The sequence below is a fragment of the Sphingobacterium sp. 40-24 genome, from assembly GCF_001899705.1.
GTDB lineage: Bacteria > Bacteroidota > Bacteroidia > Sphingobacteriales > Sphingobacteriaceae > Sphingobacterium > Sphingobacterium multivorum.
Genome location: NZ_MKWH01000044.1, coordinates 63,691 through 88,892 on the forward strand (window position 1 = coordinate 63,691; position 25,202 = coordinate 88,892).

At 41.8% G+C, this 25,202-nt stretch carries 28 protein-coding genes; 13 read left to right on the forward strand and 15 right to left on the reverse strand.

Annotated features, from left to right (window positions below; translation table 11 throughout):
* Positions 1–7 precede the first annotated feature (7 nt).
* The 6 genes from BGP15_RS17720 to BGP15_RS17745 form a co-directional block, all read right to left on the reverse strand.
* Positions 8–451, reverse strand: a complete 444-nt coding sequence (locus BGP15_RS17720) for a carboxymuconolactone decarboxylase family protein (protein WP_286770318.1) — start codon at positions 449–451, stop codon at positions 8–10.
* 288 nt (positions 452–739) lie between these two features.
* Positions 740–1,675, reverse strand: coding sequence for an NADP-dependent oxidoreductase (locus BGP15_RS17725; protein ID WP_286770319.1), 936 nt, complete (start codon positions 1,673–1,675; stop codon positions 740–742).
* Positions 1,676–2,262: 587 nt separating this feature from the next.
* Positions 2,263–3,153, reverse strand: coding sequence for a helix-turn-helix domain-containing protein (locus BGP15_RS17730; protein ID WP_286770320.1), 891 nt, complete (start codon positions 3,151–3,153; stop codon positions 2,263–2,265).
* A gap of 130 nt (positions 3,154–3,283) precedes the next feature.
* Positions 3,284–4,156 carry an SDR family NAD(P)-dependent oxidoreductase gene (locus tag BGP15_RS17735; RefSeq protein WP_286770321.1) on the reverse strand — a complete coding sequence of 291 codons (873 nt, stop codon included), beginning with the start codon at positions 4,154–4,156 and terminating at the stop codon, positions 3,284–3,286.
* A gap of 129 nt (positions 4,157–4,285) precedes the next feature.
* Positions 4,286–4,825 (reverse strand): carboxymuconolactone decarboxylase family protein, encoded by a 540-nt coding sequence (locus BGP15_RS17740; RefSeq protein WP_286770322.1) that lies wholly within the window; start codon positions 4,823–4,825, stop codon positions 4,286–4,288.
* 357 nt (positions 4,826–5,182) lie between these two features.
* Complete coding sequence (locus BGP15_RS17745) at positions 5,183–6,004, reverse strand: SDR family NAD(P)-dependent oxidoreductase (RefSeq protein ID WP_286770323.1); 822 nt, start codon at positions 6,002–6,004, stop codon at positions 5,183–5,185.
* A gap of 157 nt (positions 6,005–6,161) precedes the next feature.
* Here BGP15_RS17745 and BGP15_RS17750 point away from each other — a divergent pair, with 157 nt between their 5' ends.
* Positions 6,162–7,067 (forward strand): helix-turn-helix domain-containing protein, encoded by a 906-nt coding sequence (locus BGP15_RS17750; RefSeq protein WP_286770324.1) that lies wholly within the window; start codon positions 6,162–6,164, stop codon positions 7,065–7,067.
* A gap of 105 nt (positions 7,068–7,172) precedes the next feature.
* Here the strand turns inward: BGP15_RS17750 and BGP15_RS17755 are convergent, their stop codons facing one another.
* The gene (locus tag BGP15_RS17755; RefSeq protein ID WP_286770325.1) at positions 7,173–7,748 is read right to left on the reverse strand and encodes a Crp/Fnr family transcriptional regulator; all 576 of its coding nucleotides are present in this window, start codon (positions 7,746–7,748) and stop codon (positions 7,173–7,175) included.
* Between the two features lie 111 nt (positions 7,749–7,859).
* On the opposite strand from BGP15_RS17755, the gene BGP15_RS17760 reads away from it, so the two are divergent.
* The 4 genes from BGP15_RS17760 to BGP15_RS17775 all read left to right on the forward strand — a co-directional run bounded on the left by BGP15_RS17760 (position 7,860) and on the right by BGP15_RS17775 (position 12,524).
* On the forward strand, positions 7,860–8,249 hold the full coding sequence (locus BGP15_RS17760) for a DUF1398 domain-containing protein (protein WP_286770326.1): 390 nt from the start codon (positions 7,860–7,862) through the stop codon (positions 8,247–8,249).
* Between the two features lie 56 nt (positions 8,250–8,305).
* Entirely contained in the window at positions 8,306–8,872 is a 567-nt protein-coding gene (locus BGP15_RS17765; protein ID WP_286770327.1) for a hypothetical protein, read from the forward strand.
* Between the two features lie 390 nt (positions 8,873–9,262).
* Positions 9,263–11,113 (forward strand): penicillin-binding protein 2, encoded by a 1,851-nt coding sequence (gene mrdA, locus BGP15_RS17770; protein ID WP_286770328.1) that lies wholly within the window; start codon positions 9,263–9,265, stop codon positions 11,111–11,113.
* Between the two features lie 205 nt (positions 11,114–11,318).
* Complete coding sequence (locus BGP15_RS17775) at positions 11,319–12,524, forward strand: MFS transporter (RefSeq protein WP_286770329.1); 1,206 nt, start codon at positions 11,319–11,321, stop codon at positions 12,522–12,524.
* 9 nt (positions 12,525–12,533) lie between these two features.
* On the opposite strand, the gene BGP15_RS17780 is transcribed toward BGP15_RS17775, so the two are convergent.
* The gene (locus BGP15_RS17780; RefSeq protein ID WP_286770330.1) at positions 12,534–13,622 is read right to left on the reverse strand and encodes a flavin monoamine oxidase family protein; all 1,089 of its coding nucleotides are present in this window, start codon (positions 13,620–13,622) and stop codon (positions 12,534–12,536) included.
* Between the two features lie 178 nt (positions 13,623–13,800).
* Here BGP15_RS17780 and BGP15_RS17785 point away from each other — a divergent pair, with 178 nt between their 5' ends.
* From BGP15_RS17785 to BGP15_RS17800, 4 genes are all read left to right on the forward strand, one after another.
* The gene (locus BGP15_RS17785) at positions 13,801–14,700 is read left to right on the forward strand and encodes an AraC family transcriptional regulator (protein WP_286770331.1); all 900 of its coding nucleotides are present in this window, start codon (positions 13,801–13,803) and stop codon (positions 14,698–14,700) included.
* 83 nt (positions 14,701–14,783) lie between these two features.
* Entirely contained in the window at positions 14,784–15,071 is a 288-nt protein-coding gene (locus BGP15_RS17790) for a hypothetical protein (RefSeq protein WP_286770332.1), read from the forward strand.
* Positions 15,072–15,173: 102 nt separating this feature from the next.
* Positions 15,174–15,461: a hypothetical protein gene (locus tag BGP15_RS17795; RefSeq protein WP_286770333.1), complete on the forward strand. Its 288-nt coding sequence runs from the start codon at positions 15,174–15,176 to the stop codon at positions 15,459–15,461.
* Between the two features lie 228 nt (positions 15,462–15,689).
* Positions 15,690–16,625, forward strand: coding sequence for a 1-phosphofructokinase family hexose kinase (locus BGP15_RS17800; RefSeq protein WP_286770334.1), 936 nt, complete (start codon positions 15,690–15,692; stop codon positions 16,623–16,625).
* Positions 16,626–16,860: 235 nt separating this feature from the next.
* On the opposite strand, the gene BGP15_RS17805 is transcribed toward BGP15_RS17800, so the two are convergent.
* From BGP15_RS17805 to BGP15_RS17830, 6 genes are all read right to left on the reverse strand, one after another.
* The gene (locus BGP15_RS17805; RefSeq protein WP_286752144.1) at positions 16,861–17,217 is read right to left on the reverse strand and encodes a hypothetical protein; all 357 of its coding nucleotides are present in this window, start codon (positions 17,215–17,217) and stop codon (positions 16,861–16,863) included.
* Positions 17,218–17,263: 46 nt separating this feature from the next.
* Positions 17,264–17,707 (reverse strand): DUF5675 family protein, encoded by a 444-nt coding sequence (locus BGP15_RS17810; RefSeq protein ID WP_286770335.1) that lies wholly within the window; start codon positions 17,705–17,707, stop codon positions 17,264–17,266.
* 14 nt (positions 17,708–17,721) lie between these two features.
* Complete coding sequence (locus tag BGP15_RS17815) at positions 17,722–18,276, reverse strand: DUF6266 family protein (RefSeq protein WP_286770336.1); 555 nt, start codon at positions 18,274–18,276, stop codon at positions 17,722–17,724.
* Between the two features lie 71 nt (positions 18,277–18,347).
* Positions 18,348–18,992, reverse strand: coding sequence for a DUF6266 family protein (locus BGP15_RS17820; protein WP_286770337.1), 645 nt, complete (start codon positions 18,990–18,992; stop codon positions 18,348–18,350).
* A 417-nt stretch (positions 18,993–19,409) separates the two neighbouring features.
* Positions 19,410–19,793: a helix-turn-helix domain-containing protein gene (locus BGP15_RS17825; protein WP_286770338.1), complete on the reverse strand. Its 384-nt coding sequence runs from the start codon at positions 19,791–19,793 to the stop codon at positions 19,410–19,412.
* Positions 19,794–19,893: 100 nt separating this feature from the next.
* Positions 19,894–20,916 carry a hypothetical protein gene (locus BGP15_RS17830; protein ID WP_286770339.1) on the reverse strand — a complete coding sequence of 341 codons (1,023 nt, stop codon included), beginning with the start codon at positions 20,914–20,916 and terminating at the stop codon, positions 19,894–19,896.
* A gap of 190 nt (positions 20,917–21,106) precedes the next feature.
* Between BGP15_RS17830 and BGP15_RS17835 the strand changes: the two genes are divergently transcribed.
* The 4 genes from BGP15_RS17835 to BGP15_RS17850 all read left to right on the forward strand — a co-directional run bounded on the left by BGP15_RS17835 (position 21,107) and on the right by BGP15_RS17850 (position 23,770).
* Entirely contained in the window at positions 21,107–21,487 is a 381-nt protein-coding gene (locus BGP15_RS17835; RefSeq protein WP_286770340.1) for a hypothetical protein, read from the forward strand.
* 90 nt (positions 21,488–21,577) lie between these two features.
* Positions 21,578–22,585 carry a helix-turn-helix domain-containing protein gene (locus BGP15_RS17840; protein ID WP_286770341.1) on the forward strand — a complete coding sequence of 336 codons (1,008 nt, stop codon included), beginning with the start codon at positions 21,578–21,580 and terminating at the stop codon, positions 22,583–22,585.
* Between the two features lie 82 nt (positions 22,586–22,667).
* The gene (locus tag BGP15_RS17845) at positions 22,668–23,339 is read left to right on the forward strand and encodes a MauE/DoxX family redox-associated membrane protein (RefSeq protein WP_286770342.1); all 672 of its coding nucleotides are present in this window, start codon (positions 22,668–22,670) and stop codon (positions 23,337–23,339) included.
* A gap of 110 nt (positions 23,340–23,449) precedes the next feature.
* Positions 23,450–23,770 (forward strand): hypothetical protein, encoded by a 321-nt coding sequence (locus BGP15_RS17850; protein ID WP_182981869.1) that lies wholly within the window; start codon positions 23,450–23,452, stop codon positions 23,768–23,770.
* Positions 23,771–23,860: 90 nt separating this feature from the next.
* Here the strand turns inward: BGP15_RS17850 and BGP15_RS17855 are convergent, their stop codons facing one another.
* Positions 23,861–25,201 carry a RagB/SusD family nutrient uptake outer membrane protein gene (locus BGP15_RS17855; RefSeq protein ID WP_286770343.1) on the reverse strand — a complete coding sequence of 447 codons (1,341 nt, stop codon included), beginning with the start codon at positions 25,199–25,201 and terminating at the stop codon, positions 23,861–23,863.
* Position 25,202: the final 1 nt, after the last annotated feature.

Consider the following 25,202-nt stretch of genomic DNA (forward strand, 5'->3'; position numbering starts at 1 on the left):
CTGATCTTTAATCTTCTATTTGCAGATGCGTACTCAAGGCAATGCGGTTCCAGCTATTGATGGTCACGATGAGCATAATGATCTGAGCAATCTGATTTTCAGTAAAAAATTGGGATGCCTTACTGTAGGTCTCTTCACTTAATCCCTGCTGGTGAATAAGGGTTATTTCCTCTGTCATTGCAAGTATGGCCTGCTCCTCTTCGGTAAAAAATTTGGTCGCTTCCCTCCAGGCACTCAACAAAAAGATACGCTCGGGTCTTTCACCGTTTTTAATGGCATCCTTGGTGTGCATGCTGATACAGTACGCACAGTTGTTGATCTGTGATGCACGGATTTTGACGAGCTCTTTAAGCGTTTGCGCGATCTCAATTTTCGAAAGATAACCTTCCAACCCTAACATTGCTTTGAAAGCCTGTGGTTCTGTTGTACTGATGTTGATTCGTTTTTCCATGTTTCTTTTTTTTTAATTTGATACTACAAATTTGGAAAATGAAGAGCCCGAAAAACTTAAACGGGTTTAAGAAAAATTCTTTTTGCGTATTTCGCCGAGATAACATAAGAGCCTTTTTTACAAAAGGCTCTTATGTTATCCCGCTAATAATACATCATCTAATATACCCGATCCGTGCTACCAGAGCGTCGACTGCAGATAGAAGGCCAGGCTCGGCGCTACAACCGCGAAGAGCATATAAAAAGGATTCTAGGTACAGTAAAGTGCTGATTCTAATGCTGAAACAATTTATAGCGTAATCACGATTTTACCAACCGTTCTCCCCGTTTCCTGTTCAAGATGCGCTGCTCTCATTTGCTCAAAGGGAAAAGATTTGGAAACATGAGGTTTTACAACGCCACTTTCCAATAAAGAAGCGATCTGTTTCATATCCTCTCCGCTTGACTGTACAAGAATAAAATAACCGTTCACACCTTTGGATTCTGCTTTTGAAGTTACATCTTCGTTCAGACCTGTCGGAATACTGATGATGGAACCGCCTTCTTTGGTCACTTCGAGCGAATGGTCGATATTGTCCCCGCCAATTGTATCCAATACAAAATCAAAAGTTCTGCCTGCTGATTTCCAGTCGAAGACGTGATAATCGATATGTGAATCTGCACCTAAACTCAAGACAAAATCTTTATTTTTTGAGGAAGAAGTTCCCGTCACTTTCGCCCCTAAATATTTGGCAATCTGTACAGCGATATGTCCTACTCCACCAGAAGCTGCGTGGACCAAAACATTTTGCCCTTGCTGAACGTTTGCATGGTGAACTAAAGCCTGATACGCAGTTAGCGCAACCAAAGTGGAAGCCGCGGCGTCTTCAAAAGAGATATTTTTGGGCTTTATAGCTAATTGATTGGCCGGAGCTGCGACATATTCTGCATACGCCTTTCCGTGGCCTGGAAAATTGACCATTCCGAAAACTTCATCGCCAACTTTAAAAGCTGAACTTTTAGTTTCTTCTACTATTCCGGAAATATCCCAACCCAAAATCAATGGATTTTCTGTTTTAATTTTTCCGTAAACTCCTTTTCCGGCACGGCTTTTTACATCTACCGGATTGATGCTTATGGCTATTACTTTAATTAATACTTCACCGTCGTTGATGGTTGGTTTTGCCATTTCTACGTATGCTAAATTGTCTACATTTCCGGCTTCTTTTAATACAATTGCTTTCATAATATTGATATTTTGTTAATGTTATTTATTTGAATTACCTTAATTTAAATCTTGAACTGAATCTAATTTCTTAATGGTTTCGCATAGATTTTCAGCTTATAAATCACCACTGGAAATTTCACTTTACTTTTTCATTTTGAAATTCCGCCAAACGGTTCTGCTGACCTGTCGGAATCCATAGAAATCCATTGTCATCAATCCATCAAGCGTCTGCCCAGATTGTATTGGCACTCCTTGCTACGGGAATGAGCTGTGCTTTTACCGATGAAACGGCTGCCATAAATGCTATCAAACCAATTCGTATCTTCATAACTTGCTGTGTTGTTGATATAGCAAAGTTATATTGCACTGCAGCAGATAAATAGTTCATTTTACGGAAAGAATAGCACAGATGTACAGAAATGTAAAATCCTCCAGTAACGGAGGATCATCCAGAAATGTTTAGCTCTTCTTTAAGCAAAAGTTGCTTGTTCGCCACCAACGAAAAAGTCATCATATTGGTAATTATCCGTGGATCGGATCATTAAAAAAGTCACAATGAAACTAATGAAGTTTCATTGTGACTTTAACAAGAAGAATTGCAGTAATTAGTTTAGCTGTGATTTTCTGAATTCCAAAGGTCTCAGACCTGTCTGTTTCTTAAATAATTTTGTAAAATAAGAAGCATTCTCGAATCCTAAGTGATAGGCTATCTCCGCAACTCCCTTCTCTCCCAATCTCAATAGATTTTTAGCCTCCGAAATCAAAAATATATGAATGAGATCCAAAGCAGTTTTTCCTGTTTCCTGTTTCAGTACGTCACTTAAATAACGTGGCGAAATAAACAGCTGTTCGGCAATATAGGTAACGCTTGGCAACCCGTTTTTTTCCAGACCTCCTTCACCAATATATTTTTTAAGGATATCATTAAATCTTGATGCTGTTTTCCCAATAACCTGTTCTCGGTCGATAAACTGTCTTTTGTAAAAGCGCTGTGCATATTTCAAAATCGATGATATATGACTCAAGATAATCTCACGGCTGTATTCATCGGGATTATTAAAATATTCACCCTGAATTTTCGCATGAAGCTCCAGAATAATCTGCTCTTCTTTTGGAGAAAGTTGCAGCGCTTCCGTTACATCGTAGTCAAAGAAGCCATAATTGTTAATGCTTTTAAAGAGCTCGTGACCGTTCAGATAATCTTCATGAATCATCAACATATAGCCTTTTTCTTCAAATTCAAGGTCTTTCATTTCAATGATCTGCCGTGGTTTGGCAAAAAATAGACAGCCATTATCATGGTCGTATTTTGTACGTCCATACATAAACATCCCTGATTTTATTTTTTTGAAAGCGATGATGTAGCAATCTGTGGTAAATTCCCTATTTCCCAACGGACAGGCCGCCTGACAGCCAATCATACTAAAGAGCGGGTGCTCCGGAGCGTCCCAGCCATTTCCGCTGTGCAATTCTGTAAGGGTTTTATAATGTTTCATTTTATTTTTTTATCGAATGTTCGACAATCTCTTTCTATTACAACTGATTCTCTGAAGTTAAGCTAAAAAAGCAAAGCAGTACAACTGTAGCAAGAAAACAATTTTTTTGCGCGCATCATTCCTAATAAATCTAGTGCCCATGTGCGGCAATGCTGACCTCTTTCCAATTTTGGATATCATTCAATCTTTTGGTGTAAACCTCATTGACAACGTGATATGCAATTTTACCGAACAATAATCTTTGTGGAGGATTTTGATTGTCAATAAGATTCAAAACTGGCTCTACTGTCGCTTCAGGTTTTCCCCATGTATCAGGGTTATCCCCTGTTTCCGCAAATGCCTCTCGTACTGGATTGTAATCGGTAATATCCGAGGAAGTCTGAACCGCTGAAGCTCCTGCCCAATCCGTTGCAAATCCATTAGGTTCAATTAATGTGGTTTTGATTCCTAAATGTGCTGTTTCTGAACCAATCGTTTCAATTAATCCTTCGACTGCAAACTTTGAAGCATTGTATAATCCTAAAAGCGGTAGCGTCGTTAATCCCAAAAAGCTGGAAATCTGAATAATATGTCCACTTCTTTGTTTTCTCATCACCGGTAAAATTGCTTGTGCTACCCAAAGTGAACCAAAAAAATTAGTTTCCATTTGGTCTCTCGCCTGCTGTTCTGTTGTTTCTTCCGTCGTTCCAAATAAACCAAAACCAGCATTATTAATCAAAACATCAATTCTTCCAAAGTGTTTTTCTACTTTCTCCACCACTTCAAAAACTTCTGTACGGTTGTTGACATCCAGTTTCACAGGAAGAATGCTGTCACCGTACTTCTCTTTTAAATCCTGCAACGCATCGGTATTTCTAGCCGAAGCAGCAACTTTATCGCCTCTTTTAAGCAAGGCCTCAGCCCATAATTTTCCAAATCCTTTGGAAGCTCCTGTTATAAAAATTATTTTACTCATTATTTTTTCTTTTTTTGTTAATCCAAAATTATCGTTATCCATACTCATACACTAACTCATTTCAGCTGAAGAATAGCACATAATTACGATATAGCTTTAGCTCTACACCTTAGTTAAAAAAGAGAGCTCCTTCAATTTCTAAAAGGAGCTCTCACCAACACTTCAATTAAACACTTATTATAAACTTTTTGCTGCCGGAAAATCAATCGGGATCTGGGTATTTGCAAAAACATAATTCGTAAAACTTCGAAGAGCAACCAAGGCTGTAAGTTCTACGAGCGCCTTCTCATCCAAACCAGCTTTATAGAAGTCTTCCAGTGCAGCATTTCCGGCATTACCTTTATTGTTTGCGATCGATTGGGCAAGTTTTATAATGGCATCCAATTTAACATCCCCAACACTTCCCCTTCTGATTGCTAAAGTGTCCTCCTCACTAAAACCATTTAATTTAGCCAGCATGGTATGTGCAGCAAGACAGTAATCACAAGCATTAACCTGGGACACAACCAAGTTGATCGCTTCCCTTTCCTTTGCGGTGTAAGAAGAATGATGCGCTAAGGCTGCTTCTGTTTCCAGCATCGATTTTAAAGCTGATGAAGAGTATCCGATAGTAGCATACAGGTTCGGGATCTTGCCCATTTTTTTCTCTACTGATGATAAAATGACCTGAGCTTCTTCGCTCAATTGTTCTTTGTTTGGAACTGTAATAGTTTTCATATTCTTATTATTTATTATTGTTTACTTGAATCTTTCAATTTCATCCCCGTCTAACGACTGATCTTTTAAAAATAAAAATCCCAAGGAAAGTCAAAACCACGATCAGTAGATTAACCATTGCAATGCTCTGAACATTTTTTATCACAAATAAATTGATCAGGCCGTAACTGGCAATGGAGCTAATGACGTAAATACCGCCGCCGGTCAGCCCTCACCGCCGGCAGCGAGGGAATATAAATATCGGTGGTAAGTCCTCCAAGCGGAATGAGGATAAAGGCGAGCAGGGTGCTGATGTGTAAATATTCTATTTTTTGGGCTTTCATAACGATGTTTAACTATGTGTAAAAAAGCACGGGATTATCCGTGCGCTGCTTCTGAAACATCTTTCCATTCCTTCCACTGTTGAAGTTTTTCACCATACACCCTTTCTGTTTTGACATAACCCAATTTACCGAGGAATAATCTTAACGGTGGATTTTCACTGTCAATCAGTTTTAAGATTGCAGGAACAGTAGCTTCCGGAGTACCGTAATCATCAGGGCCAAGTCCTTCAATTTTAGTTAGGCTTTCTTTCAGCGGATTATACACATCCAACTGATCGCCAAATACTGCTGAGCTTCCACCAAATTCTGTTTTATAGCCATTTGGTTCGATCAGCGTTACATGGATGCCAAAATCTTTTACCTCACTGGCCAGCGCTTCACTCAATCCTTCCACAGCAAATTTTGTGGCGTTGTAAATGCCTAAAGTAGGAAGGCTCCATACACCAAGTACACTGGAAAGCTGGATGATATGCCCATGTCCCTGTGCTCTGAGGATCGGCAGTGCCGCCTGTGTCACCCATAGTGTTCCGAACAGATTTGCATCGAAAACATCCCGGGCTACTTTTTCACCGATTTCTTCCACTGCACCAAAAACGCCATACCCAGCATTGTTGATCACTACATCAAGCTGACCGAAATGTTCCTTGGCTTTGTTTACGGTAGCAAATACAGCTTCTCTATCGGTAATATCCAGCTGTAACGGTAAAAATTGATCACCATACTTTTCTGATAATGCTGTAAAAGCATTCGCTTTTCTGGAAGTTGCCACCACGTTGTCCCCACGTTGCAACAGTGCTTCTGTCCAAAGTTTTCCAAATCCTGAAGTTGCTCCTGTTATAAAAATTGTCTTTGCCATGTTGTTATTGTTTAAATTATTATTTGTTATTTTGATAAGACAAAGTTATATCCAGAACCAGCCTCTGCTCTACTCCATATCAGCGGAAGAATAGCACAGATTTACGAAAATGTAATTTTGAAACATTTCAACAAGCAAATGCCTAAAATTAGAGACATTGGAAAAGATCAATCATTATAAAAGCATAACCGAACTTCATGAAAAAAGTGGCTTTGAAACTCCCAAGCATCCACTATTGAGCCTGATGACCTGTAAAGAACTTATGACCTATTCGGTCGGAGAAGACAGGTTCACCGGAGACTTTTATATGGTTGCTCTGAAAAAGATCAAATCGGGCTATGTGTTATATGGCAAAACGAAATATGACCACAGTAATGGATCTACCGTTTTTATGAAGCCAAGGCAGATTATTGAGGTCAGTAATGTACAGTTTGCAGAAAAGGGTTTTGTTATATTTTTTCATGAGGATTATCTGGCCGGCCATATTCTGCATGACCAGATCAAAAACTATGGCTATTTTGAGTATGAAATAAATGAAGCCCTGCACCTATCTCCTGCTGAGGAGGCTATCATGTGGGAACTCTATGAAAAAATACGCAAGGAATATGGCGAAAACTCAGATGAATTCAGCCGTGAAATTATACTGTCACATATTGATTCCATCCTAAAATATTCCGACCGCTTTTATAAAAGACAGTTTGTGGATCGAAGTAATAACGTTTCGGGAACCACGCTAAAAAGGTTTCAGACAGTATTACAGAACTATTTTGATAAGAAGCTGCACCTTAAAGAAGGTTTGCCCACCGTAAATTACCTTGCGGGAGAACTTTTTTTATCAAGCAGGTATCTGAGCGACCTTCTTAAACAGGAAACCGGAAAAACCGCTCTCGAACATGTCCATATTTACCTAATCAAAGAGGCGAAAAATCTATTGCTAGGATCGGACAGCAACATTTCTGGCATTGCCTATGATCTGGGATTTGAAAGCCCTTCATATTTTACCCGTTTGTTTAAAAAATTGGTAGGTGTTACACCTGCCCAATTTAAGGAAACCAAGAACTGATTTCATAATTATGGGTGCTGATGTTGATTCGTTTTTCCATGTCTTTTATTTTTAATTTGATACTACAAATTTGGATAATGGAGAACCGGAAAAACCTAAACGGGTTTAAGAAAAATTCTTTTTGCGGATTTCGCTGAGATACTCGGGTGTAAAGCCTAGGTAGGAAGCCACGAGATATTGAGGTACGCGCTGGAGGAATGCAGGCTGATTCTTGAGGAATTGACGGTATAGTTCCTCCCTGGAGTGCTCGTAAAGCAGCTTGACACGCATCTGTGCTGCGGCATACGCTTTCTGGTACACCATGCGAAAATACTTCTCCATGACGGGGTGCTTTTCCAGTAGATCATCGAAGGCATGCTGGCGAATGACCAGTACTTCCGTAGGCTGTACAGCCTGGATATAAAATTCTGTGGCAGTCTGATTTATATACGAGAAAGTCTCTGTCATCCACCAATTTTCAATCGCGAATTCAGTCGTCTGCTGTACACCCTTTTCATTGATAAAAAATTTTCGTAATATTCCATCCAGTACAAAATAACTTGCTTTGCAGATCTGCCCTTCGGTCAGTACGTTTTCTTTCTTCTTAAGTCTCTGCCGCTCAAAATATCCGGTTATATCAACAAATTCATCATCGGAAATTTTTATAAATTTATCCAGGTGTTTTTTGAACTGTTCAAGCATTATTTTACGTCTGTTTCATTATCTTTAGTTCCATTAAGATAATAAAAAATAAGATAACCTCCGCATCTCGGTTGGCCAATAAAGGGTTTAACAGTTATAAATCAAGAAAAAATGTTTACAGTAGAACAAATTAAAACAGCGCATAGCCAAGTAAAATCAGGGGCAGACTTTCCTGTGTATATTCGGGAAATCAAAAAATTAGGTGTTGCCGCTTACGACGTTTTTGTTGCGGATGGCCATAGCGATTATTATGGGCCTAATGACCACAAAGCCAGCTCACCAGCTAATCATGATCCATTGACCATTGGTGAACCTGTTAATGTAGAACAGTTCAAAAAAGGTTTAAAAGAGCATCAACAGGGCAAAACAGATTACCCCACTTTTATGGCGATGTGCGCAGCATGTGGTATAAAAAAATGGACTGTCTTTCTTGACAAGATGCGCTGTATATATTACGATAAGGCTGGAAACGAAATTCTGTCAGAAGAAATACCGCAGTAACACGATCCGCAATCGAGCAAATACACATTGAAGTTAAATTAAACACAAGAAAGAAAATGAGTCAATACTTTTGGATTGCTATACCTGCGGAGCTGTTTTTTCAGTATTGCGGAGAAACGATGGAAAAACATGGTGCGCACGCCTATATTGAGAAGATAAACCGTCGTTCAGGCCGGCGGAATTATGTCAAATATAACAAGGAAAATGAGTCGGCGTTCCTGGAAAGCTTTTCATCAGCGGATTATCATGGTTTTTATCTGTCCACCTATCCTTTTTCAGATCAGGAAACCAGCGTAGATTCAGGTGTCTTCTATGACTCGCCTGTAGCCGAATATACCATTGCAGGAAGCGGTGGTTTTGAAACGGACCGGACAAGAGAAATCATCCACTTACGGCAGATCATGAAACAAGCGGACAAATCTGCAAAAGCTTTTTTTGCAGCCTTACAGCGCAACCTCAAAAAGATCCCCGATCTACGCGATACCCTGAGGAGTGGTAACAAAAACCATTTTTACCTGCCGACATCAAAAAGTATTATTCCCCAAAACGCGCATAGCCAGCTTATAACACTACCCTGGGAAGAACACTGCCTGAGCAAAGACCTTGTCTACCTACAGCAATGATTAAGATCAACTGGGCTGTCAATCTTGGCCAATGAATACGATAAATTATCTGCTTTAAATTCAATAGTTTCCATAGAGGCCCAAAACCCGTCATAAAAATCTTACAATACGGATTTACAGATATATCCTTATAAATAATTTATTGTAGTAAATCTTGTTTAGATTTGTGCCAATCACATTTTCATTTTGTGAGTTCCAAAAATTTATTGGAATATCAAGAGTTATCTCCTGTTAAGATTTACTTAACATCTAAAGGAATCCTTCTTTTTTATTTGTGACATTTTAGTCATGAGCTTGCATCCTTAAAGAATCTTTAGGGAGAGCTTTGTTACACCTGTTCCGATCGGTGTGGGTAAGCTTTATTTTCTGTCGGGACAATTTATTTATGATATGAGAAACTATTTTGAACGTAAATTTGTGATTTCAGGGATTTTCATCACTGTTATCCTGGTCTTTGTCATTCGACTTTTTTACATGCAGGTTATCGATAAATCGTATTGGATGTCTGCGAATAATAATGTACTACGGCGGGAAATGATCTACCCGGGTAGAGGTGTTATCTATGATCGTAATGGTAAGGTTCTGGTACGAAATACATCCGTGTATGACCTGATGGTGGTGCCCCGCGAAATGAAAAATATAGACACAGCTCTTTTGTGCCAGCTCATTGATATTGATGTAGCGGGATACCATACACGCATAGCCCAAGCAAAAAAGTTTTCGCCCTATCGCGCCTCTATTTTTGAAAAACAATTATCCGTCAAAACCTATGCGAAGTTGCAGGAGCACCTGTATGAATTGCCGGGATTCTATGTGCAACATCGTACGGTACGGAAATACCCTGCTCCTGTCGCCCCTCAACTGCTCGGATTTATCCAGGAAGTGAACGAACGTGACATCGCACGGTCCAAAGGTTTCTATCGTTCCGGTGATTACATCGGTGCCACGGGAATAGAGCGTTCGTATGAAACACTTCTCAGGGGCAAACGTGGGATCACCAATACATTGGTTGATGTACTAAACCGTCCAAAAGGCTCCTTCATGGATGGCAAATATGATACCTTGGCGGTTTCTGGAGAGGGCCTTATCGCAACTATTGACCGCGACCTACAGCAACTGGCAGAAAAGCTGATGAGTAGAAAAAAAGGTGCTGTAGTCGCCATAGAACCTGCTACAGGTGAAATACTCACCTATGTAAGCGCCCCCTCCTATGACCCCAATATGATGGTGGGCAGGGAAAGAGGTAATAATTACGCAAAGCTACTAAAGGATCAGAATCAGCCTTTATTTAACCGTCCGATTCAGGCCTATTACCCTCCGGGTTCGGCTTTTAAAGTGGTTGCAGCCTTAACCGCCCAACAGGCCGGTGTGATCGACCAACACACTATTTTCAACTGCCCCGGAGGATACCGCTACGGTAAAGGAAATGCCGTCATGCGGTGTGAGCACGTAGACGGCCCGACAGACCTCGTTAAATCTATTCAGCGCTCCTGTAATACCTATTACGGTCACACATTTGCTAAAATGATTGATTCAAGAGGAATGCCAGCACCCGAGGCCTACGAATTATGGCGGGAGGCATTGGGAAAATTTGGATTAGGCCATAAGCTTGGAATCGATCTACCCGGCGAGAAAACTGGACTTGTACCAACGTCCGAATTCTATACCAGGCGATTTGGAAGCCCCAAATGGCAATCGGGCTATAATATATCGCTTTCAATCGGCCAAGGCGAGCTTGGTATTACACCGCTGCAGATGGCCAATATAATGGCAATTGTTGCCAACCGTGGTTTCTATTATCGTCCGCATCTCGTCAAAGGAATAGGAGAACAAAAAATAATCAAGGAAGAATTTAAAGAACGGATGGATGCTGGCGTGGAAGAAAAATATTATGAGCCGGTCATCGAAGGGATGAGCCGCGTCGTCAATCTGCCGGGAGGAACCGGATATCGGCTACGTATCCCAGGTATTGAAATATGTGGCAAGACAGGCACAGCACAGAACCCACATGGGGAGAACCATGCGGTATTTTTTGCATTCGCTCCGAGACATAACCCCAAAATTGCCATAGCTGTTTTTGTTGAAAACGCTGGATACGGAGGTACATGGGCGGGCCCTATCGCCAATATGTTAATCGAGAAATATATCAATGATACGATTTCCCTGCCCAAAGATGTACAGGACCGTATTTATAATGCTGATTTTTTAACGTCTGAAACAGAAGATAAGTTGACCTCCTAAACGTAAAACATTGTACGAAAAAGGCAAGTATTAGGCGCGCGATCCTGCGCGCCTTAATTATCCCACTCATCATTTCCGTTTGCCCAATTTAGCCAGTAGCCTAAACTTTTAATATGCAGAGCATTTTGCTTTTTCTGCTGAAAATTACCTTATTTTTTCCAATTTGTCCATTGTCTTCGATGCATCTCCAAAAGATATTTGCAGGATGACTACTGCAACAAAATGGAATAATGTATTCCTGCTTTCATCTTCCCAAGCGCTCTACCAAACCTGCTCATTTATCGGAGCTACCTTATCGGCTCTCGTCGGCTTGCAGCTTGCACCAAGTGAAAGCCTAGCAACCTTGCCGGCTTCCGTGGTTTCCCTCGGAACCGCTGCCATGATGATACCTGCTTCGCTGATTATGAAAAAAATTGGACAGCGAAAGACATTTATGTTAGGTACCTTTTTTGGCATCGCAGCAGGCCTCCTTTCATTTTATGGCATTACAGCAAAATCGTTCGGTGCCTTTGTGATGGGAACCATGCTCATCGGATGCTACCAGGGTTTCGCCCAATATTACCGCTTTGCTGCCGCTGATTCGGTACCGACACAAAGCAAAGGAAAAGCTATTTCGATCGTTATGGCAGCTGGCGTGGCCGCAGCCATTATAGGGCCCAACCTAGCACGCTATACGCAACATATTGGAAGTGCAACATTCGCCTATTCTTTTCTTTCTGTCACAGTATTGAGTTTAATCGCATTTTTTGTCACCTACTCCTTAAAGCTTGATGAACGAAAAAAGTTACTTGAGTTGGAATCAACCAAGTCTCCGGGAAGACCATTAAAGGAAATTATCAGTAAAAGAAATACGGTAACTGCGCTAATATCATCAACTGTCGGTTATTCGGTTATGACGATGATTATGACGGCCACCCCTATTGCCATGCAGCATTGCGGTCATTCGGATAGTGCTTCGGCAACAGTCATTCAGTGGCACCTGTTAGGTATGTTTGTACCCTCATTCTTCACTGGAACACTGATCAAAAAATACGGTGTCCATACAGTCATACTTATGGGGATTATTATACTGCTTATTCACCTAACATTTGCATTGACAGGAACAGATTTTATGCATTTTATCTCCGGACTAATCTTTCTCGGCATCGGCTGGAACTTTATGTATATTGGCGGCTCCACCCTGCTTACTCAGGTTTACAGTCTGGAAGAGAAAGAAAAGACACAGGCATTTCATGATTTCCTTGTATTTGCGGTCATGAGCGCTTCTAGTTTCTCGGCTGGAGGGATCCTCAGGTATTGGGGCTGGCAGGGTGTAAATATTGCTGTGGTTCCCTTCCTTATCATTGCTTTACTTGTCATAGTGATTTATGGCAAAAATAGACAACAGCATTTGAGTACAGTTATCAAGTAAAAAGGATCTTTACAGATCCTTTTTACTTGATATATTCCTCGTTAATTTATTTGCCACAGCATTGGCTGCAGCAACAGCACCTTCCATATAGCCCGGATAATCGTTCGCAGTTTCTGTAGCAGCAAAATAAAGCTTCCCATCCATATAAGCCTGCTGCAACAAGGGATGACCGTTGTTTTGGTGTGGACGCGTTATAATGGGACTACCATCAAGTATAAACTCGTCCGTCCATACTTTATCATAGAATGCCGTTGGAGTTGTAGCCTCTACACTCAAAAGAGACTTTAGTTCATGCAGAACTTGTTCCTTTCGAGCTGCCGACGACAAGTATGCTGAACCCGGATTCAAAAATCCCGTAAACCCAAATTTGTCCTCTTCATAATTCGTATGATCGTACATCTCACTGATAATACCAGTATGACTATAAACCATTCCTGAAAAACCGTTTTTTCGCCAAAATGGAGTTTCGTATTCGAGCGTAAATTTGACGGAACCGCCCATCCAGGTCTGAACAGCGGGCAAAAGCGTATTGATTGCTGCAGGTAGATCTGGCGTAAAAATAATCTGTTTTGAAATCAGTTGCGGAGGCATGCAAATTATCACCTTCGCTGCTTCGAAAATTATACCATTGGAAGTTTCTAACTGAATCTGTGATCCGTCGTTGCGGATATGGGTAAGCTTCGTATTCAAAAAGAACGTATCCGCCGGTATTTCTTTTACTAACGAATCTATAAGCGTTTGTGTTCCGCCAGCCAATCTGTAGGAGTTTTGATCCGATTCGGGCACAAAAAAACGTTGTGGAGGATCATTCGGATCTGTTTGAAATAAGGAAATACCTTTTGCGTACTGAGGGTACTTGATTAATCCCAATTCTTCAATCAACGCATTTAATTGCCTATGCATATCATAAAACCAGGTCGCTCCCAGCTCTAATGGAGTACCCAGAACTCCCCTGGTTGTCTGGATACGTCCACCCAATCTGGAGGATGCCTCAAATACGGAAGTACGAATATTATTCTTTGCCAAAAAATAAGCTAATGAGAGACCGCTCAAACCGCCGCCCACAATGACTATCTTTTCGTTAGATCTTTTTTCCATGATCGTTCTCTAAAATTTTAAATAACGAAATTCATCTTTTGCAATCTTGTTTTTATGGCACAAATAGGAAAATTAATGGTACATTTCAGCAAATAAAGACTTTCAATACAAAAAGTAGCTGATCAGTACATAAGTTTGTAGAGGTATAAATTCAATACATAAGAGTGAAGAAAAGGATATGGCCAAAGAAAGAAAACATATAATTACCGAATATCACCTCAATCGTCATCAGCCAGACAAACCCCAAGTGGCAATTATTGATCTTAAAAGCCATTTAATTGAAAACCATTGTCAGGTTAATAAGCCGCACATCCACAGCTTTTACCAAATTATCTGGTTTAAAAAAGGCAAAGGAACACACGCGATTGATTTCAACAAATACGAGGTCTTCGAAAATGCTATATTTTTTGTTGCTAAAGACCAAGTGCATTATTTTGATGAAAACACGGATTATGAAGGAATACTCATCCATTTCAATGAGGTATTTTTATTTCAAAATGAAAATCCCACAGCTTTTTTCCTCAATTCAAATCTATTTAACAACCTCTATCAGCAACCGACATGCTGTATAGACCAAGGGGGCGCGCAGAAACTGGATGAATACATTGCTCAGATGAAATGTGAATTGGAAGATCAGGAGGATTTCGGAAAAGAACAACTGCTGCGGAATTACTTAAATAATTTCCTGATACAGATACAACGAAAAAAATGTGCATCTGAGCGACATGAAGGACAGCACGCGCAGCTATTTGATGAAAAAAGACTGCAGCTGATCAAATTTATCAACCTAATCACTGAAAACTATAAAAAAGGACTGACAGTAGCAGCGTATGCCAGCCTATTGGGAATTTCGTCACGTAGCTTATCGGATCTTACACAGCACCTTCTTAACAAAACTCCCTCACAAATGATCCAGGAGCGAATCATTGTGGAAGCACAACGCCTGCTGCTCTATTCCCAGCTCAACATTAACCAGATCGGTTACCAAATGGGATTCGATGATGCATCCTATTTTGTAAAATACTTTAAGAAACATACCGGAATTTCACCTTCTGAATTTCGGAAATCGATTGCTTAAATCTACCATTTCTTTTCCATTTTGACCATTGTTTCACCTGTTATGATATCGGAAATTTGATTAACAGATTAAACAAAAATATTATGGCAAAATCGTATTTAGAAATCACATTGAAAGTAAATGATGCGGACAGACGGTCTGCAGCAGGTGTTTACAGCACATACAAAGCACCATTTTTGGAAACGATCAAGGGCGCTGTCTCAAAAGAACTTTTAGTCAGGACAGAAGATGTTCAGGTCCTACACGGTTTTGAATCGGTTGAGGACGCTGAAGCATATCTTTCTACAGCCCTTTTTAACAATGACGTTGTCGTTGCGCTGAAACCGTTTCTTCAAGATAATCCTGAAGTACGTATTTACTCCGTCGTATAATACAAGCTCATAGAGATTGCCCTATTTGGGCAATCTTTATTTCTAACATCCCCGCACCGCTCGAGGAGTGCGCAACAACATTCATCATAAATAAAGATAAACATGGCAAGTGCTTATTTAGATATATCATTGACAATTGAAGGATTGGATCGGGCCGGAATTACCGCCGTATTCAATCTTTATAAGGAACCATTTTTAACCACGGTCAAAGGGGCATTATGTAATGAGCTATGGGTACATATCGAAGATGTTCGCATCCTGCATGGGTTTAACAGTCTGGAAGAAGCGCAGGGTTATCTGGTGAGTAAATTATTCAATACAGATTTTATGACTTCCTTAAAACCATACATCATTGGAAATCCCAATATAAAAATATATCAGGTTATTTAAGCCTTTAAAAATTCAAATAATGCATGTTACAAGAAAAAATAAATGCAGATAAATCAATAAGAAAATCAAACAATTGAGTGTATTCTCTAACAAATCAGCGACAACACAATTCAACAAAAATCACGGCCGCACACTGTCAACAAAAATCAGTAGCTTTATTTAGATTACTGACTAGTGCATTTCAACAATGCACTATTTTATCTCTGAATAGCTTTATAACTTAGACAAATGGCAAAATCAATTTTAACAATCACCCTGAATCCATCCGTAGACAAGAGTACCAGTGTACAACATATCGTTCCCGAAAAGAAATTACGTTGTGAAGCACCTGTATATGAGCCTGGTGGCGGAGGAATTAACGTATCTCGGGCCTTGAAAAGACTTGGTTTAGCTTCGACTGCTTTGTTTACATCCGGGGGAAAGACAGGCAGTCTGCTCGAAAACTTATTGAAGCTGGAAGATATTGCTATACATCCTATTCGGGTGAATGGCGAGACCCGCGAAAACTTTATCGTGGTTGACAGCGCAACGAATCAGCAATATCGATTCGGGTTTCCAGGCGAACAAGTTGAATCCAAGGAGCTGGAGGGAATTAGGAATTCAATTGAGGAACTCACCTATATTCCGGATTTTGTCGTTATCAGCGGCAGTATGCCGGCTGGTGTACCGCCCGAGTTTATACGGTCACTGATCAACACGTACAAAACGAAGGGCAGTAAAATAATTATTGATACATCTGGCGATGCACTTCGCCTTGCACTGGATGAAGGAGTCTTTTTAATCAAACCGAATGCCGGCGAGCTCGCTGCTCTTGTGGGAAAAGAGGAATTGGGGCATTCCGATCTGGATATGGCCGCCAAGCAGCTAATTTCGGAGGGAAAAGCAATGCTAATCGTGGTCTCGCTAGGTGCACAGGGCGCTATATTATATTCAAAAACAGAAAAAATCCAGCTACCTTCCCCAGTGGTGAAGGTGCGCAGTACCGTGGGAGCAGGTGACAGTATGGTCGCTGGAATGGTGTCTGTCTTAGCCCAAGAGGGCGATCTAGAGCATGTCCTTCAGATGGGAATCGCCTGCGGTTCGGCTACCACGATGGCGGAAGGAACTGGGCTATTCGCCAAGAAAGATGTCGATAGGCTGTTTTCGGAAATAAAAAAAAGATAAATATTGGGGAATTTGCCTTACAAATAAAGATGTTGCCTTACAAAAAGGCGCACGATCCAGTGCGCCTTTTTGTTCAACTCATTTTTTCCGCTTACCCAATTTAGCCAGTAGCCTACTCGTTGCGAAACTGACCAGGGTACCCAAGGCAGCCGTCAGGGCGGTCTGCAATACATCGCCCAGCGAGATGCTGGCCCAGATGGAACAGATGGTACCGCCGATGGCCGAGATGCGCATATCATTCACTTTCATTCATCGCGCTCCTTTCTACGGTATCTTCGCTTCCATTTTTAACGGACCTATTCTCCCTGGCACCCGCCGAAGGTTCCTTATCGGTAGGCGATACAGCTGCCGACATCGTTTCATCCAGTGCCGACGGATACCTTTCGCCATCGTCCGGATTGTATTTCCCTTCCTGCGGCTCCTTGCCATCTTCTACCTCGGAATGCGACTTAGCCTCATCCAATACGGTTTCCACGATGCCAAGCCCCAAGGCCAGGTAATTTAATACATTCCCTACCTTTCCCGGTAGCTTAACAGGTGCCGCCAACAGCAGCTGCAGCACCTGTCCTATTTTGTTAAAGATTTTTTTCATGATTATTCTATTTAACGGTGTTCACTTGCCCTGTATCGGGCGACGCTCATTCGACATGTACTTCGACGAGTCCCTGCAGCATTAGTTCGGCCACTAGCGGATAGAACTTTTTATAGGCGACGCCCGAGGCTAGCAGACGGTAGTCACCATCTTCCAGTACATACTGATTGCCCACCAGCACACAGCCAGCAGTTTCTTTGTAGCTATTCCCTTTATGGAAATAGACATAGCTAAAATTATGAATATCAAGTATTTCAAGCATACCACGATGCATCTTTGGGTAATCGTCGTAGTAACGGCCATTCATTGCCCCGTCGCGGTTAAAAACCAGCGGGTAATGCCCTACTGGTATAGCGGTCTCGCCCCTTATTTTCACGGGACGCGGAATATTCTCCAGCCCGTAGCAGACAAACTGATTGTTTACGTAGATCTCGGAAAGCGTGCTATGCTTGCCCTGTTTTGTACGAAGTACTTTTATCGTTGATTTCATACGCAAAATTTAAATTAGAAAAGACCGAGGTATTGACTTCTGGAGTACAGGTTTTCGTCACGATCATGTAGGAACAGGTACAGGTGCACCGGTCTATCATGCAGGATGGATGGCAGCTCGATCGTCATTTGGACATCCCTCCGAAGCACCTGTTGTTCATTGATCGCAGCCTGCTCGCCAATAATATCATAAGCACAGAGTATAACCTGATCATCCCATTGGCTATAATCTTTGATGGTAGATTCGGTTACTTTCCAGCTCAGCTGAATCGTATTGGATGTGCGTACACAGGTATTCACCGCGAGCGGAGACAACATGCCGTTGCTGATTTTGGCCAGGGCGGGCACGATCTCAAAATCCGGATATTCACCCTGTATCACATTGGTCAGCGTATGTGACATGGCACGGCCAAAAGCCGCCTGCACCGTGCACTTGCTATGGGCATACCCCTTGAGGATGAGTGGATACAGTGGATTTAAAAACCGGCGTGCCAGTCGAAAGCGCTCCTGCGCAGCCTCCCTACGTGTCGGATCTTTAACCTGCTTTTTAAACTCAGAAATCACCAGCATAATCTTATCGGTTTGTGTTCAAAAATCAGGAGGAGCCTTATGCTCCTCCCGTTCCATTACTCCATCAGCGGCTAAGCCAGGTCAAACTCACCCAAATACGTACTTTTGGATACTTTCTCGGCCTTGCGGTCGGTAAAGAAAATCCAGACATGCCCTTTGCCTCCGAGCAGGTGTGCCGGAATCACGATGTCTATCGTACCGGCGGCACGGGTGGGCGGCGTAGGTGCTGTCATAAATTCATCCTTTTCGGGTGAATAAACCAGGATAATGACCTGATCATCGGCCTTGGTCTTGTACAGGCTGTTCAGGATGGTATCCCAGTAGATAGAAAGAATTCCATTATCCACAGCAGCCTCCATGCCGCCGCCGTTGAGGTAAGAGCCCGTACTGATTTCGATCTTACTGTAATCCAAGCTAAAGTTTGGATAAGTACCGCTTACCGCCTGGGCGATATTGAGCTGCAGCGCCACGTTTGTGGGCGTCATCTTTTCGGTTTTGGACAGCCCAAACCCCACCTGCAGGATCGGCGTGATCGGCATCAGAAATTTTGAGATTTTCAGAAAACGGTCCTGTTGGATCAGCTGTTCTTCGGACATCCCTTTCGTCCGCTTTTTGGGCAAACCTTTGAGGTAGTTGATAGATTTCCAGGACGAGGCGATCACCGCGCCCACTTTACCACTTGCTCTTCCGATTACACCATTGTTGATTGTTGCCATGTTGTTTTATTTAAAAAGTTAAAACCCATAAAGCTTTCATTTATACCGGTATGTACTGCTTTACTTCGACAAACATACCACATCACACAGCCCCTTGTCAATAGCGCAAAACAGGTTGGCGGAGACTCGTCGGCGGTATCCCAGCTTTTGTCGGCGGGCTGTCGGAGGCAATCGGACATATTCCAGAGACGGGGTCGTCTGGTACTTCAAAAACTACGCACTCGAGCAGCAGTCTTAGCCCTTTGCTTCGGACCAGCTCCGTACCTGCTTCGGATCAGCAATAGATCTTGTACAGATACTGAACAGACCTTCACCAGTCTCCAAACAGGAAATTACTGTTCAGCAGTGGTTCAACAGCGGCTGCTCTTTGATTCATCTCCGAAGGCAATACGAAGCAGGCACGAATAGTATAGGGATTTAAGGCATTTGCCGCGGCCATTTTTTATATTCCGTCACATACAGCTGCACCACATCTTTTTTGAGGAAGAGATCCGCATTGCCCTCTTTATAGGTAGCCTTGAGTAGGCCTTTGGCAATACGGCGCTCGATGGTGCGCACACTTTTGCTCAAAAAATAGGCGACTTCCTGGATGGTCATCGTGCCTGTCAGCTTGTGGAGCTCCATATATTGCTGTTCCTGCAGCAGGTCAAGGATACGGTCCAGCTTAGCTTCTAACGGCGTACTTTCGATGCTTGGTTTTAGTTGGAAAGAATAGTGGATTTTTAGGCGAATACCTGTTGCATTGGACACAAAACGAGGATTAATCTCCTGTTGATCAGGAGATCCTTTAACAAAAAACATAAACGGGTAAGGTTAGCTCGACTAACCGCCGAAATCCAGCGCAGCAGCAGACCTGTTGTCTACTGTGCTCGGTCTATCTAAGTTTATAAAATGGGATGATTCAATTGAGCTTTAAAAGGTAATCCCATCCCTCATGCTCTAGGTTATTGACGTTATCCAAAAAATCCTTTAGCTTTTTTTCTTTGCGCATCCATTCAGTTATCTGCAGCAGATTGCTGATCTCCAATTCTGTCATATTCGACTTGAGGCTGTCAAACACTTCCTTGCGGAACTCCAGGTAAGTGGCATTTGGCAATATCGGTTGACGCACGTGCATCATATTTACCCTACAGGTGCTATTGATGCGAAAATACCATTTATCAAGCCCCCTAGCTTCCAGCTCCTGCACGAAGTGATTGGCCTCCAAGCGGGTACCGTTGATCAGAATGACTTCCTTTTTTCTTTTTTGGGAAAAATAAAAAGGAACATCAAACATACGCACAGCATCCGCCCCCAAAGTATTGAGGCTGAATGGCGAATGGCTGTACAGCACATCATAGAGTGATCCGATTACGATAGTCTTATCCAATACATTTGGAGGTGCTATAGTTACCGCTCTATCTGTTGTGTTTTCCTGCGACATGACCTCTTTCCCTAACAAAGCCATCACATTTTCAGTTGTTAACCACCATAATTTGCCGTTACAAAAAACATAGATCACGTAGGCTACACAACCTGTACCAATAAAAGGCATATAATGCAAGAGATAGCTTCTTAACAAGCTGTACGTATCTTCGCTGCGCACCGAAGCGATACAATAGATAATGTAGAGATAAATCGATAAAATCGGTGTAGTTGTAGCAAGAATTGCACAGAAGAGTTGACCTTTGGGTATATTCTTGGTCATGATCCTCCCCTTGCTCATGAGTATCAGATCAGGATACTGCTTCTGCCAATAAGTCCAAAAGGCTTTAAGAAACATCTGCGTGAACAATACCGCAATACCAATCGCAATTGCAAATGCCACTGTCCACATCCAATAGGTCTGTGTCCAAAATCGATTCAGATAGATACCGTGATTTCCGATTAAGTTAAAAAGCATGGAGATGAGTAAACTCTTCACCGTTAGTTTTAATACTTTCATATGCTATGTCAAGCTCTCTTAAATGGCTCAGGTTTATACTGGTTTACAGACCCAATTTACTAAATAAAATCAAATATTAAGCAAAATTCATTCGCTCAAAAGAAGACTTTCCTCCAAAATCGCGGAGGTTAGGACACGGCGGTTGCTAATTTGATCTATTTAAATAAATATTTGCAAAAATACAATTCGAATGAAAGAGAAATTTGACAATGCAGGCGTGGCGCAAAAAGTAGCCATGATTCTCGCTCTGCCAATAGCGGAGCGAGCACTAGAGATGCAACTTCTTAAAGACGATTTTGCAGTCTGGATGGAACACAATTTTAATCTGAAACCCCATCAGGTGCAGCAGCTCTACGATTTTCCACCAGGGTTTCGGAAACAACTTGGCACTGCGATAAGCAATTATCTCATGCAGGGCAACATACTTCAATTTCAAAAAGACGATAAGGGTGATGATGATGATCCAGAATTTAAGGAGCTCATGGTTCACGGCCTCGATGAATGGCAGGATGCTGTGGTGCGGAAGACGTTCACTCCCCTGTTTATTCGGATATCCTACAGAATGACCTAGCACCTGAGCGTTCCCCCGTTATCCAAAAACCATTTCCCCCGATCATTCCGAAATCCTGACCGGGGGGATTATATTGACCTATTTCCCATTATGAAGAAAACATTACAGATTGATCTCGCAAAGGTATTTGGCGAGCCACTCAGTCCAAGAACTGATACGCTCAAACCGCGAATAAGCATGTCGAATGCAGACTATGAACATTACGAAAACCAAAATGGGCAGGCCTGCCTGCAGCAGTTTAATGGTATGCTCGGCTACATCAATATATTGGATCTGCATCTACCGGCCAATATTGTCATTCCTGTACAAGTTACGCGTTCGGATATACATATCTTTTATATCATCACAGAAGATCGTGCCGTTGAGATCATGGATATCCGGAAGCAGATCAGTTACAGCATCTCTTGCAATCGCGGCCGTTACTTCTACTTAACTACAAGCAATTATGAAATCCATGTTCCTGCAGGAAGGTACACCCTCGTTAACTTTTATTTCCGCGGGAGCATTTTTCGCGATGGCAATGAGCGTCCCTTCCAGTTTCTTCACCCCCTGATCCATGCCTATAGACAACAAGATCCCCATGTATGGTGCAGCATCGATTTCCGTGCCGGCACCAGAACTATTTCATTGATGAAAGCCATAGCTTCAAACATCAAGAAAGGCGACCTCGACAGTGAGGTCAATATTCTTTGGGGTATCAAGAAATTGATCCAGCTATCCAAGGAAAAGATCTTTGAAGAATATGACAAGATTTCGGAATCCCAATTAAAATCCAAAGAAGCCCATGCAGCCATTCAGCAGGCTGCAGCCGAGCATGGTCAGGATTTTAAACTGGAAGATATTGCCTGGCAGCTCGGGATCAGTATGGACTATCTGCATCAGCTTATCCAACTTTATTATGGACAGAGTCCCCAAGAGCTGAAAATAGAATTCATGCTGGATCTCGCCAAGAAATATATTGTAGACGGTATGCATACCGATGCCATCGCCTATGAACTCGGCTATGCATCCCCCAGCAGCTTTGCACGCTTTTTTAAAAAGAAAACCGGCATGACCGCAACCGAGTTTTTTAAGCGGTATATCCAAGACGATCGCTAAGCCTGTATATACTACTCTCCAGATTCGGCCAAGTCCGGCTGCTTTTTAGTACCGAAATTTGATTTACAATGTAAGTAAGGAAATGCAAAATACACCAAGAAATATTGCTCCCGATAACTATTCCGTACGAGGGATCACGATCTTTTTAAAATGGATGATTCAATTTATTTTGAGACTTCCACAGATCGTGGTCCATTTTTGCTTGACGCATTGGCGGGATATTGCTGTGACGTTTTATGGCTCATTTATGATGGGCCTTTGGATCTTTGTTGCATACAATAAATTTTCTGATTTCAGTGGCAATATGGATGCAATGCTCCGCCAGCCACTGCCAAGGCCACTAGCCATCGTATTGGCTTATTTGATACCGACAAGTGAGATCATGGCAGCAGTATTGATCGGGATTAAATCGACGCGATTAATTGGCTTGGTGCTATCATCGCTAATGATGCTGGCTTTCACCAGCTATGTGGGGCTAGCTTTGCTTTATGTATGGAGCGACGAGCTACCTTGTAGTTGTGGACTGATTGTTCAGATTAGCTGGAAATCACATTTTATATTAAATATTTACCTCACATTGATCTGCGTTTGGTCCTCTATCATAGAACGTTGGATTCGACTAAGACCTGTTGAACATGATAAATATAGTATTCCATATCGTACAAAAATAGCCAATACTATTCCACGATTGAGCTATAGATCATTTGCAAAGCATATAGACAGCCTTTTCCATGGGCAAAATAAGAGAAAATGACAGCTTACACATCGGAAACGCTGATGCTAGGTTGTCAGCAAGAAGGGCGCGTCTGCCAAAAGACATAAACAGAATAACAAATTTTAATATCACATTTTAAATCGAAGATTATGAACATCTTTAAAATCATCAAAACAAATGTATTGCCTATTCTCGGATTAGGCATAGCAGCAGGATTGACAACAGTATCGTTAATGTCTGCAAACACAATTAAAAAGCAAACTGCAAGCGAAGAATACTGGTTTGAAATGACCGGAGGTCAGCCGGGACAGGAAATTGAACAGCCTGATCCGAATTGTCCAAAACTTGAGAATCCAGATTGTGCTCGTAGATATAAAGATGAGGATACTGAATTTAACTCATTAGGACAACGTGTTGTAATTTCGGGTCACGAGTCAAGTTATACTGACTATCGTACCAAAACCTTGTAAATTCACTGCTTATTAAAAAGAAAGGGTGGCTGTTTCAATTCGAGACAGCCACCCTTTTGATTTAAAGCAAAGTTCTAACTATTGATCAAGCTACTCGCGGAGATTTTGAGCAATGCCCGACAGATCAATCACATTATCTGGGATGGGCAAAATATAATTGGGTGAGTTAGGTTTGATCTGTATAATTTTATCTCCAAGCACTCTCGTCATCGTTATTTCCGCCTTTTCGTTTCGGTTCAGTCTACGTATATCTGAGAAGCGAAGTCCACGATAGAGCAAGCTCTTCCTCCTTTCAAGTAAGACAATATTTAACAGCTCAGCTTGTGTGATACTTTCTTTTAATACCACAATTCGATGATCACGAAGCCTTGATGCCATAAATGTCTGATACATAGATTTCGCTTCATCGAGTTTATTTAATCGCGTCAAGCATTCCATCGCCATAAGATAGACCTCATCAATAGCCAGTCCATTAAACAAGGATAAGGAGCCAGAATAATTACCGATAAAAGCTGCATTCTCTCCCCTAGGAGCAAAAAAAGTCTTCAATCTTAAATCATCGTCTGCATAGGCCCGCATAAGGTTGGTATCGACCAAGGCTTTTGAATCTTTATGGGAGACATAAGACATAATGCTGTGAAAAATCACTTCATCATTAAATTGTACCATCGGATAAGCGATGGAAGTATTTACTTTCGTGTAGTCGATCAATTTAAAAGCTGGCGATACAGACTGGCATAACGCTAAACATTCTCCATATCTCCCCATGATGAGATATAATCTCGCCAAAAGTGCTTGTGCGGCATATTTGCTCGGTCTGGTTTTGACCGATACCGTTGTTGGCAGCAGCTCAATAGCATCCTTTAGGTCTTTTTCCATCTGTGCATAGGTCTGTTCGACCGTGCTTCGCCCCACCTTTTCATTGATGTCACTTTTAAGGCGTAAAGGTAGCCCAAGCCCTGTATTTTCGGCACCTACCGTATACGTATCGCAGTAAATCTGCGAAAGATTAAAATAACCAAAAGCTCTAAAGAATAAGGCTGTTCCTTTTAGACAATACGCTTCATCCTCTTTGCTAGCCAATACTTCCAGCCCATCCAGCACGTTATTGGCGTAGAAGATCTGTTGGTAGGAATTGCTCCACACAATGTCTAGCGAGCCTTCATAGATATCTTTATTCCAGATATAAGTATTACGCTCGATCAAACTTGTAAGACCGTCGTAAACCTCTTTGCTCAAGTAATAATCGTCGGCAGAAAGATGAGCGAGATGAGGCAGTGCTTCGTTCATTGTTTCTGTTCGGTCCATCAAAGCCCTAAAATCCTTCAATGTGCTCGGTATAACAAGTTTCTTGTCCGATTTGACCGATAGAAAATCTTTGGTGCATCCGCCCAGCGTGATGACCAACAATAGTACTATAATTCTTTTCATT

What these genes read in the sequence shown, in the direction of transcription:
- BGP15_RS17720 (WP_286770318.1), bottom strand. Translation starts at nt 451, where the DNA reads ATGGAAAAACGAATCAACATCAGTACAACAGAACCACAGGCTTTCAAA.
- BGP15_RS17725 (WP_286770319.1), bottom strand. Translation starts at nt 1,675, where the DNA reads ATGAAAGCAATTGTATTAAAAGAAGCCGGAAATGTAGACAATTTAGCA.
- BGP15_RS17730 (WP_286770320.1), bottom strand. Translation starts at nt 3,153, where the DNA reads ATGAAACATTATAAAACCCTTACAGAATTGCACAGCGGAAATGGCTGG.
- BGP15_RS17735 (WP_286770321.1), bottom strand. Translation starts at nt 4,156, where the DNA reads ATGAGTATGGATAACGATAATTTTGGATTAACAAAAAAAGAAAAAATA.
- BGP15_RS17740 (WP_286770322.1), bottom strand. Translation starts at nt 4,825, where the DNA reads ATGAAAACTATTACAGTTCCAAACAAAGAACAATTGAGCGAAGAAGCT.
- BGP15_RS17745 (WP_286770323.1), bottom strand. Translation starts at nt 6,004, where the DNA reads ATGGCAAAGACAATTTTTATAACAGGAGCAACTTCAGGATTTGGAAAA.
- BGP15_RS17755 (WP_286770325.1), bottom strand. Translation starts at nt 7,748, where the DNA reads ATGCTTGAACAGTTCAAAAAACACCTGGATAAATTTATAAAAATTTCC.
- BGP15_RS17760 (WP_286770326.1), top strand. Translation starts at nt 7,860, where the DNA reads ATGTTTACAGTAGAACAAATTAAAACAGCGCATAGCCAAGTAAAATCA.
- BGP15_RS17765 (WP_286770327.1), top strand. Translation starts at nt 8,306, where the DNA reads ATGAGTCAATACTTTTGGATTGCTATACCTGCGGAGCTGTTTTTTCAG.
- mrdA (WP_286770328.1), top strand. Translation starts at nt 9,263, where the DNA reads ATGAGAAACTATTTTGAACGTAAATTTGTGATTTCAGGGATTTTCATC.
- BGP15_RS17775 (WP_286770329.1), top strand. Translation starts at nt 11,319, where the DNA reads ATGACTACTGCAACAAAATGGAATAATGTATTCCTGCTTTCATCTTCC.
- BGP15_RS17780 (WP_286770330.1), bottom strand. Translation starts at nt 13,622, where the DNA reads ATGGAAAAAAGATCTAACGAAAAGATAGTCATTGTGGGCGGCGGTTTG.
- BGP15_RS17785 (WP_286770331.1), top strand. Translation starts at nt 13,801, where the DNA reads ATGGCCAAAGAAAGAAAACATATAATTACCGAATATCACCTCAATCGT.
- BGP15_RS17790 (WP_286770332.1), top strand. Translation starts at nt 14,784, where the DNA reads ATGGCAAAATCGTATTTAGAAATCACATTGAAAGTAAATGATGCGGAC.
- BGP15_RS17795 (WP_286770333.1), top strand. Translation starts at nt 15,174, where the DNA reads ATGGCAAGTGCTTATTTAGATATATCATTGACAATTGAAGGATTGGAT.
- BGP15_RS17800 (WP_286770334.1), top strand. Translation starts at nt 15,690, where the DNA reads ATGGCAAAATCAATTTTAACAATCACCCTGAATCCATCCGTAGACAAG.
- BGP15_RS17805 (WP_286752144.1), bottom strand. Translation starts at nt 17,217, where the DNA reads ATGAAAAAAATCTTTAACAAAATAGGACAGGTGCTGCAGCTGCTGTTG.
- BGP15_RS17810 (WP_286770335.1), bottom strand. Translation starts at nt 17,707, where the DNA reads ATGAAATCAACGATAAAAGTACTTCGTACAAAACAGGGCAAGCATAGC.
- BGP15_RS17815 (WP_286770336.1), bottom strand. Translation starts at nt 18,276, where the DNA reads ATGCTGGTGATTTCTGAGTTTAAAAAGCAGGTTAAAGATCCGACACGT.
- BGP15_RS17820 (WP_286770337.1), bottom strand. Translation starts at nt 18,992, where the DNA reads ATGGCAACAATCAACAATGGTGTAATCGGAAGAGCAAGTGGTAAAGTG.
- BGP15_RS17825 (WP_286770338.1), bottom strand. Translation starts at nt 19,793, where the DNA reads ATGTTTTTTGTTAAAGGATCTCCTGATCAACAGGAGATTAATCCTCGT.
- BGP15_RS17830 (WP_286770339.1), bottom strand. Translation starts at nt 20,916, where the DNA reads ATGAAAGTATTAAAACTAACGGTGAAGAGTTTACTCATCTCCATGCTT.
- BGP15_RS17835 (WP_286770340.1), top strand. Translation starts at nt 21,107, where the DNA reads ATGAAAGAGAAATTTGACAATGCAGGCGTGGCGCAAAAAGTAGCCATG.
- BGP15_RS17840 (WP_286770341.1), top strand. Translation starts at nt 21,578, where the DNA reads ATGAAGAAAACATTACAGATTGATCTCGCAAAGGTATTTGGCGAGCCA.
- BGP15_RS17845 (WP_286770342.1), top strand. Translation starts at nt 22,668, where the DNA reads ATGCAAAATACACCAAGAAATATTGCTCCCGATAACTATTCCGTACGA.
- BGP15_RS17850 (WP_182981869.1), top strand. Translation starts at nt 23,450, where the DNA reads ATGAACATCTTTAAAATCATCAAAACAAATGTATTGCCTATTCTCGGA.
- BGP15_RS17855 (WP_286770343.1), bottom strand. Translation starts at nt 25,201, where the DNA reads ATGAAAAGAATTATAGTACTATTGTTGGTCATCACGCTGGGCGGATGC.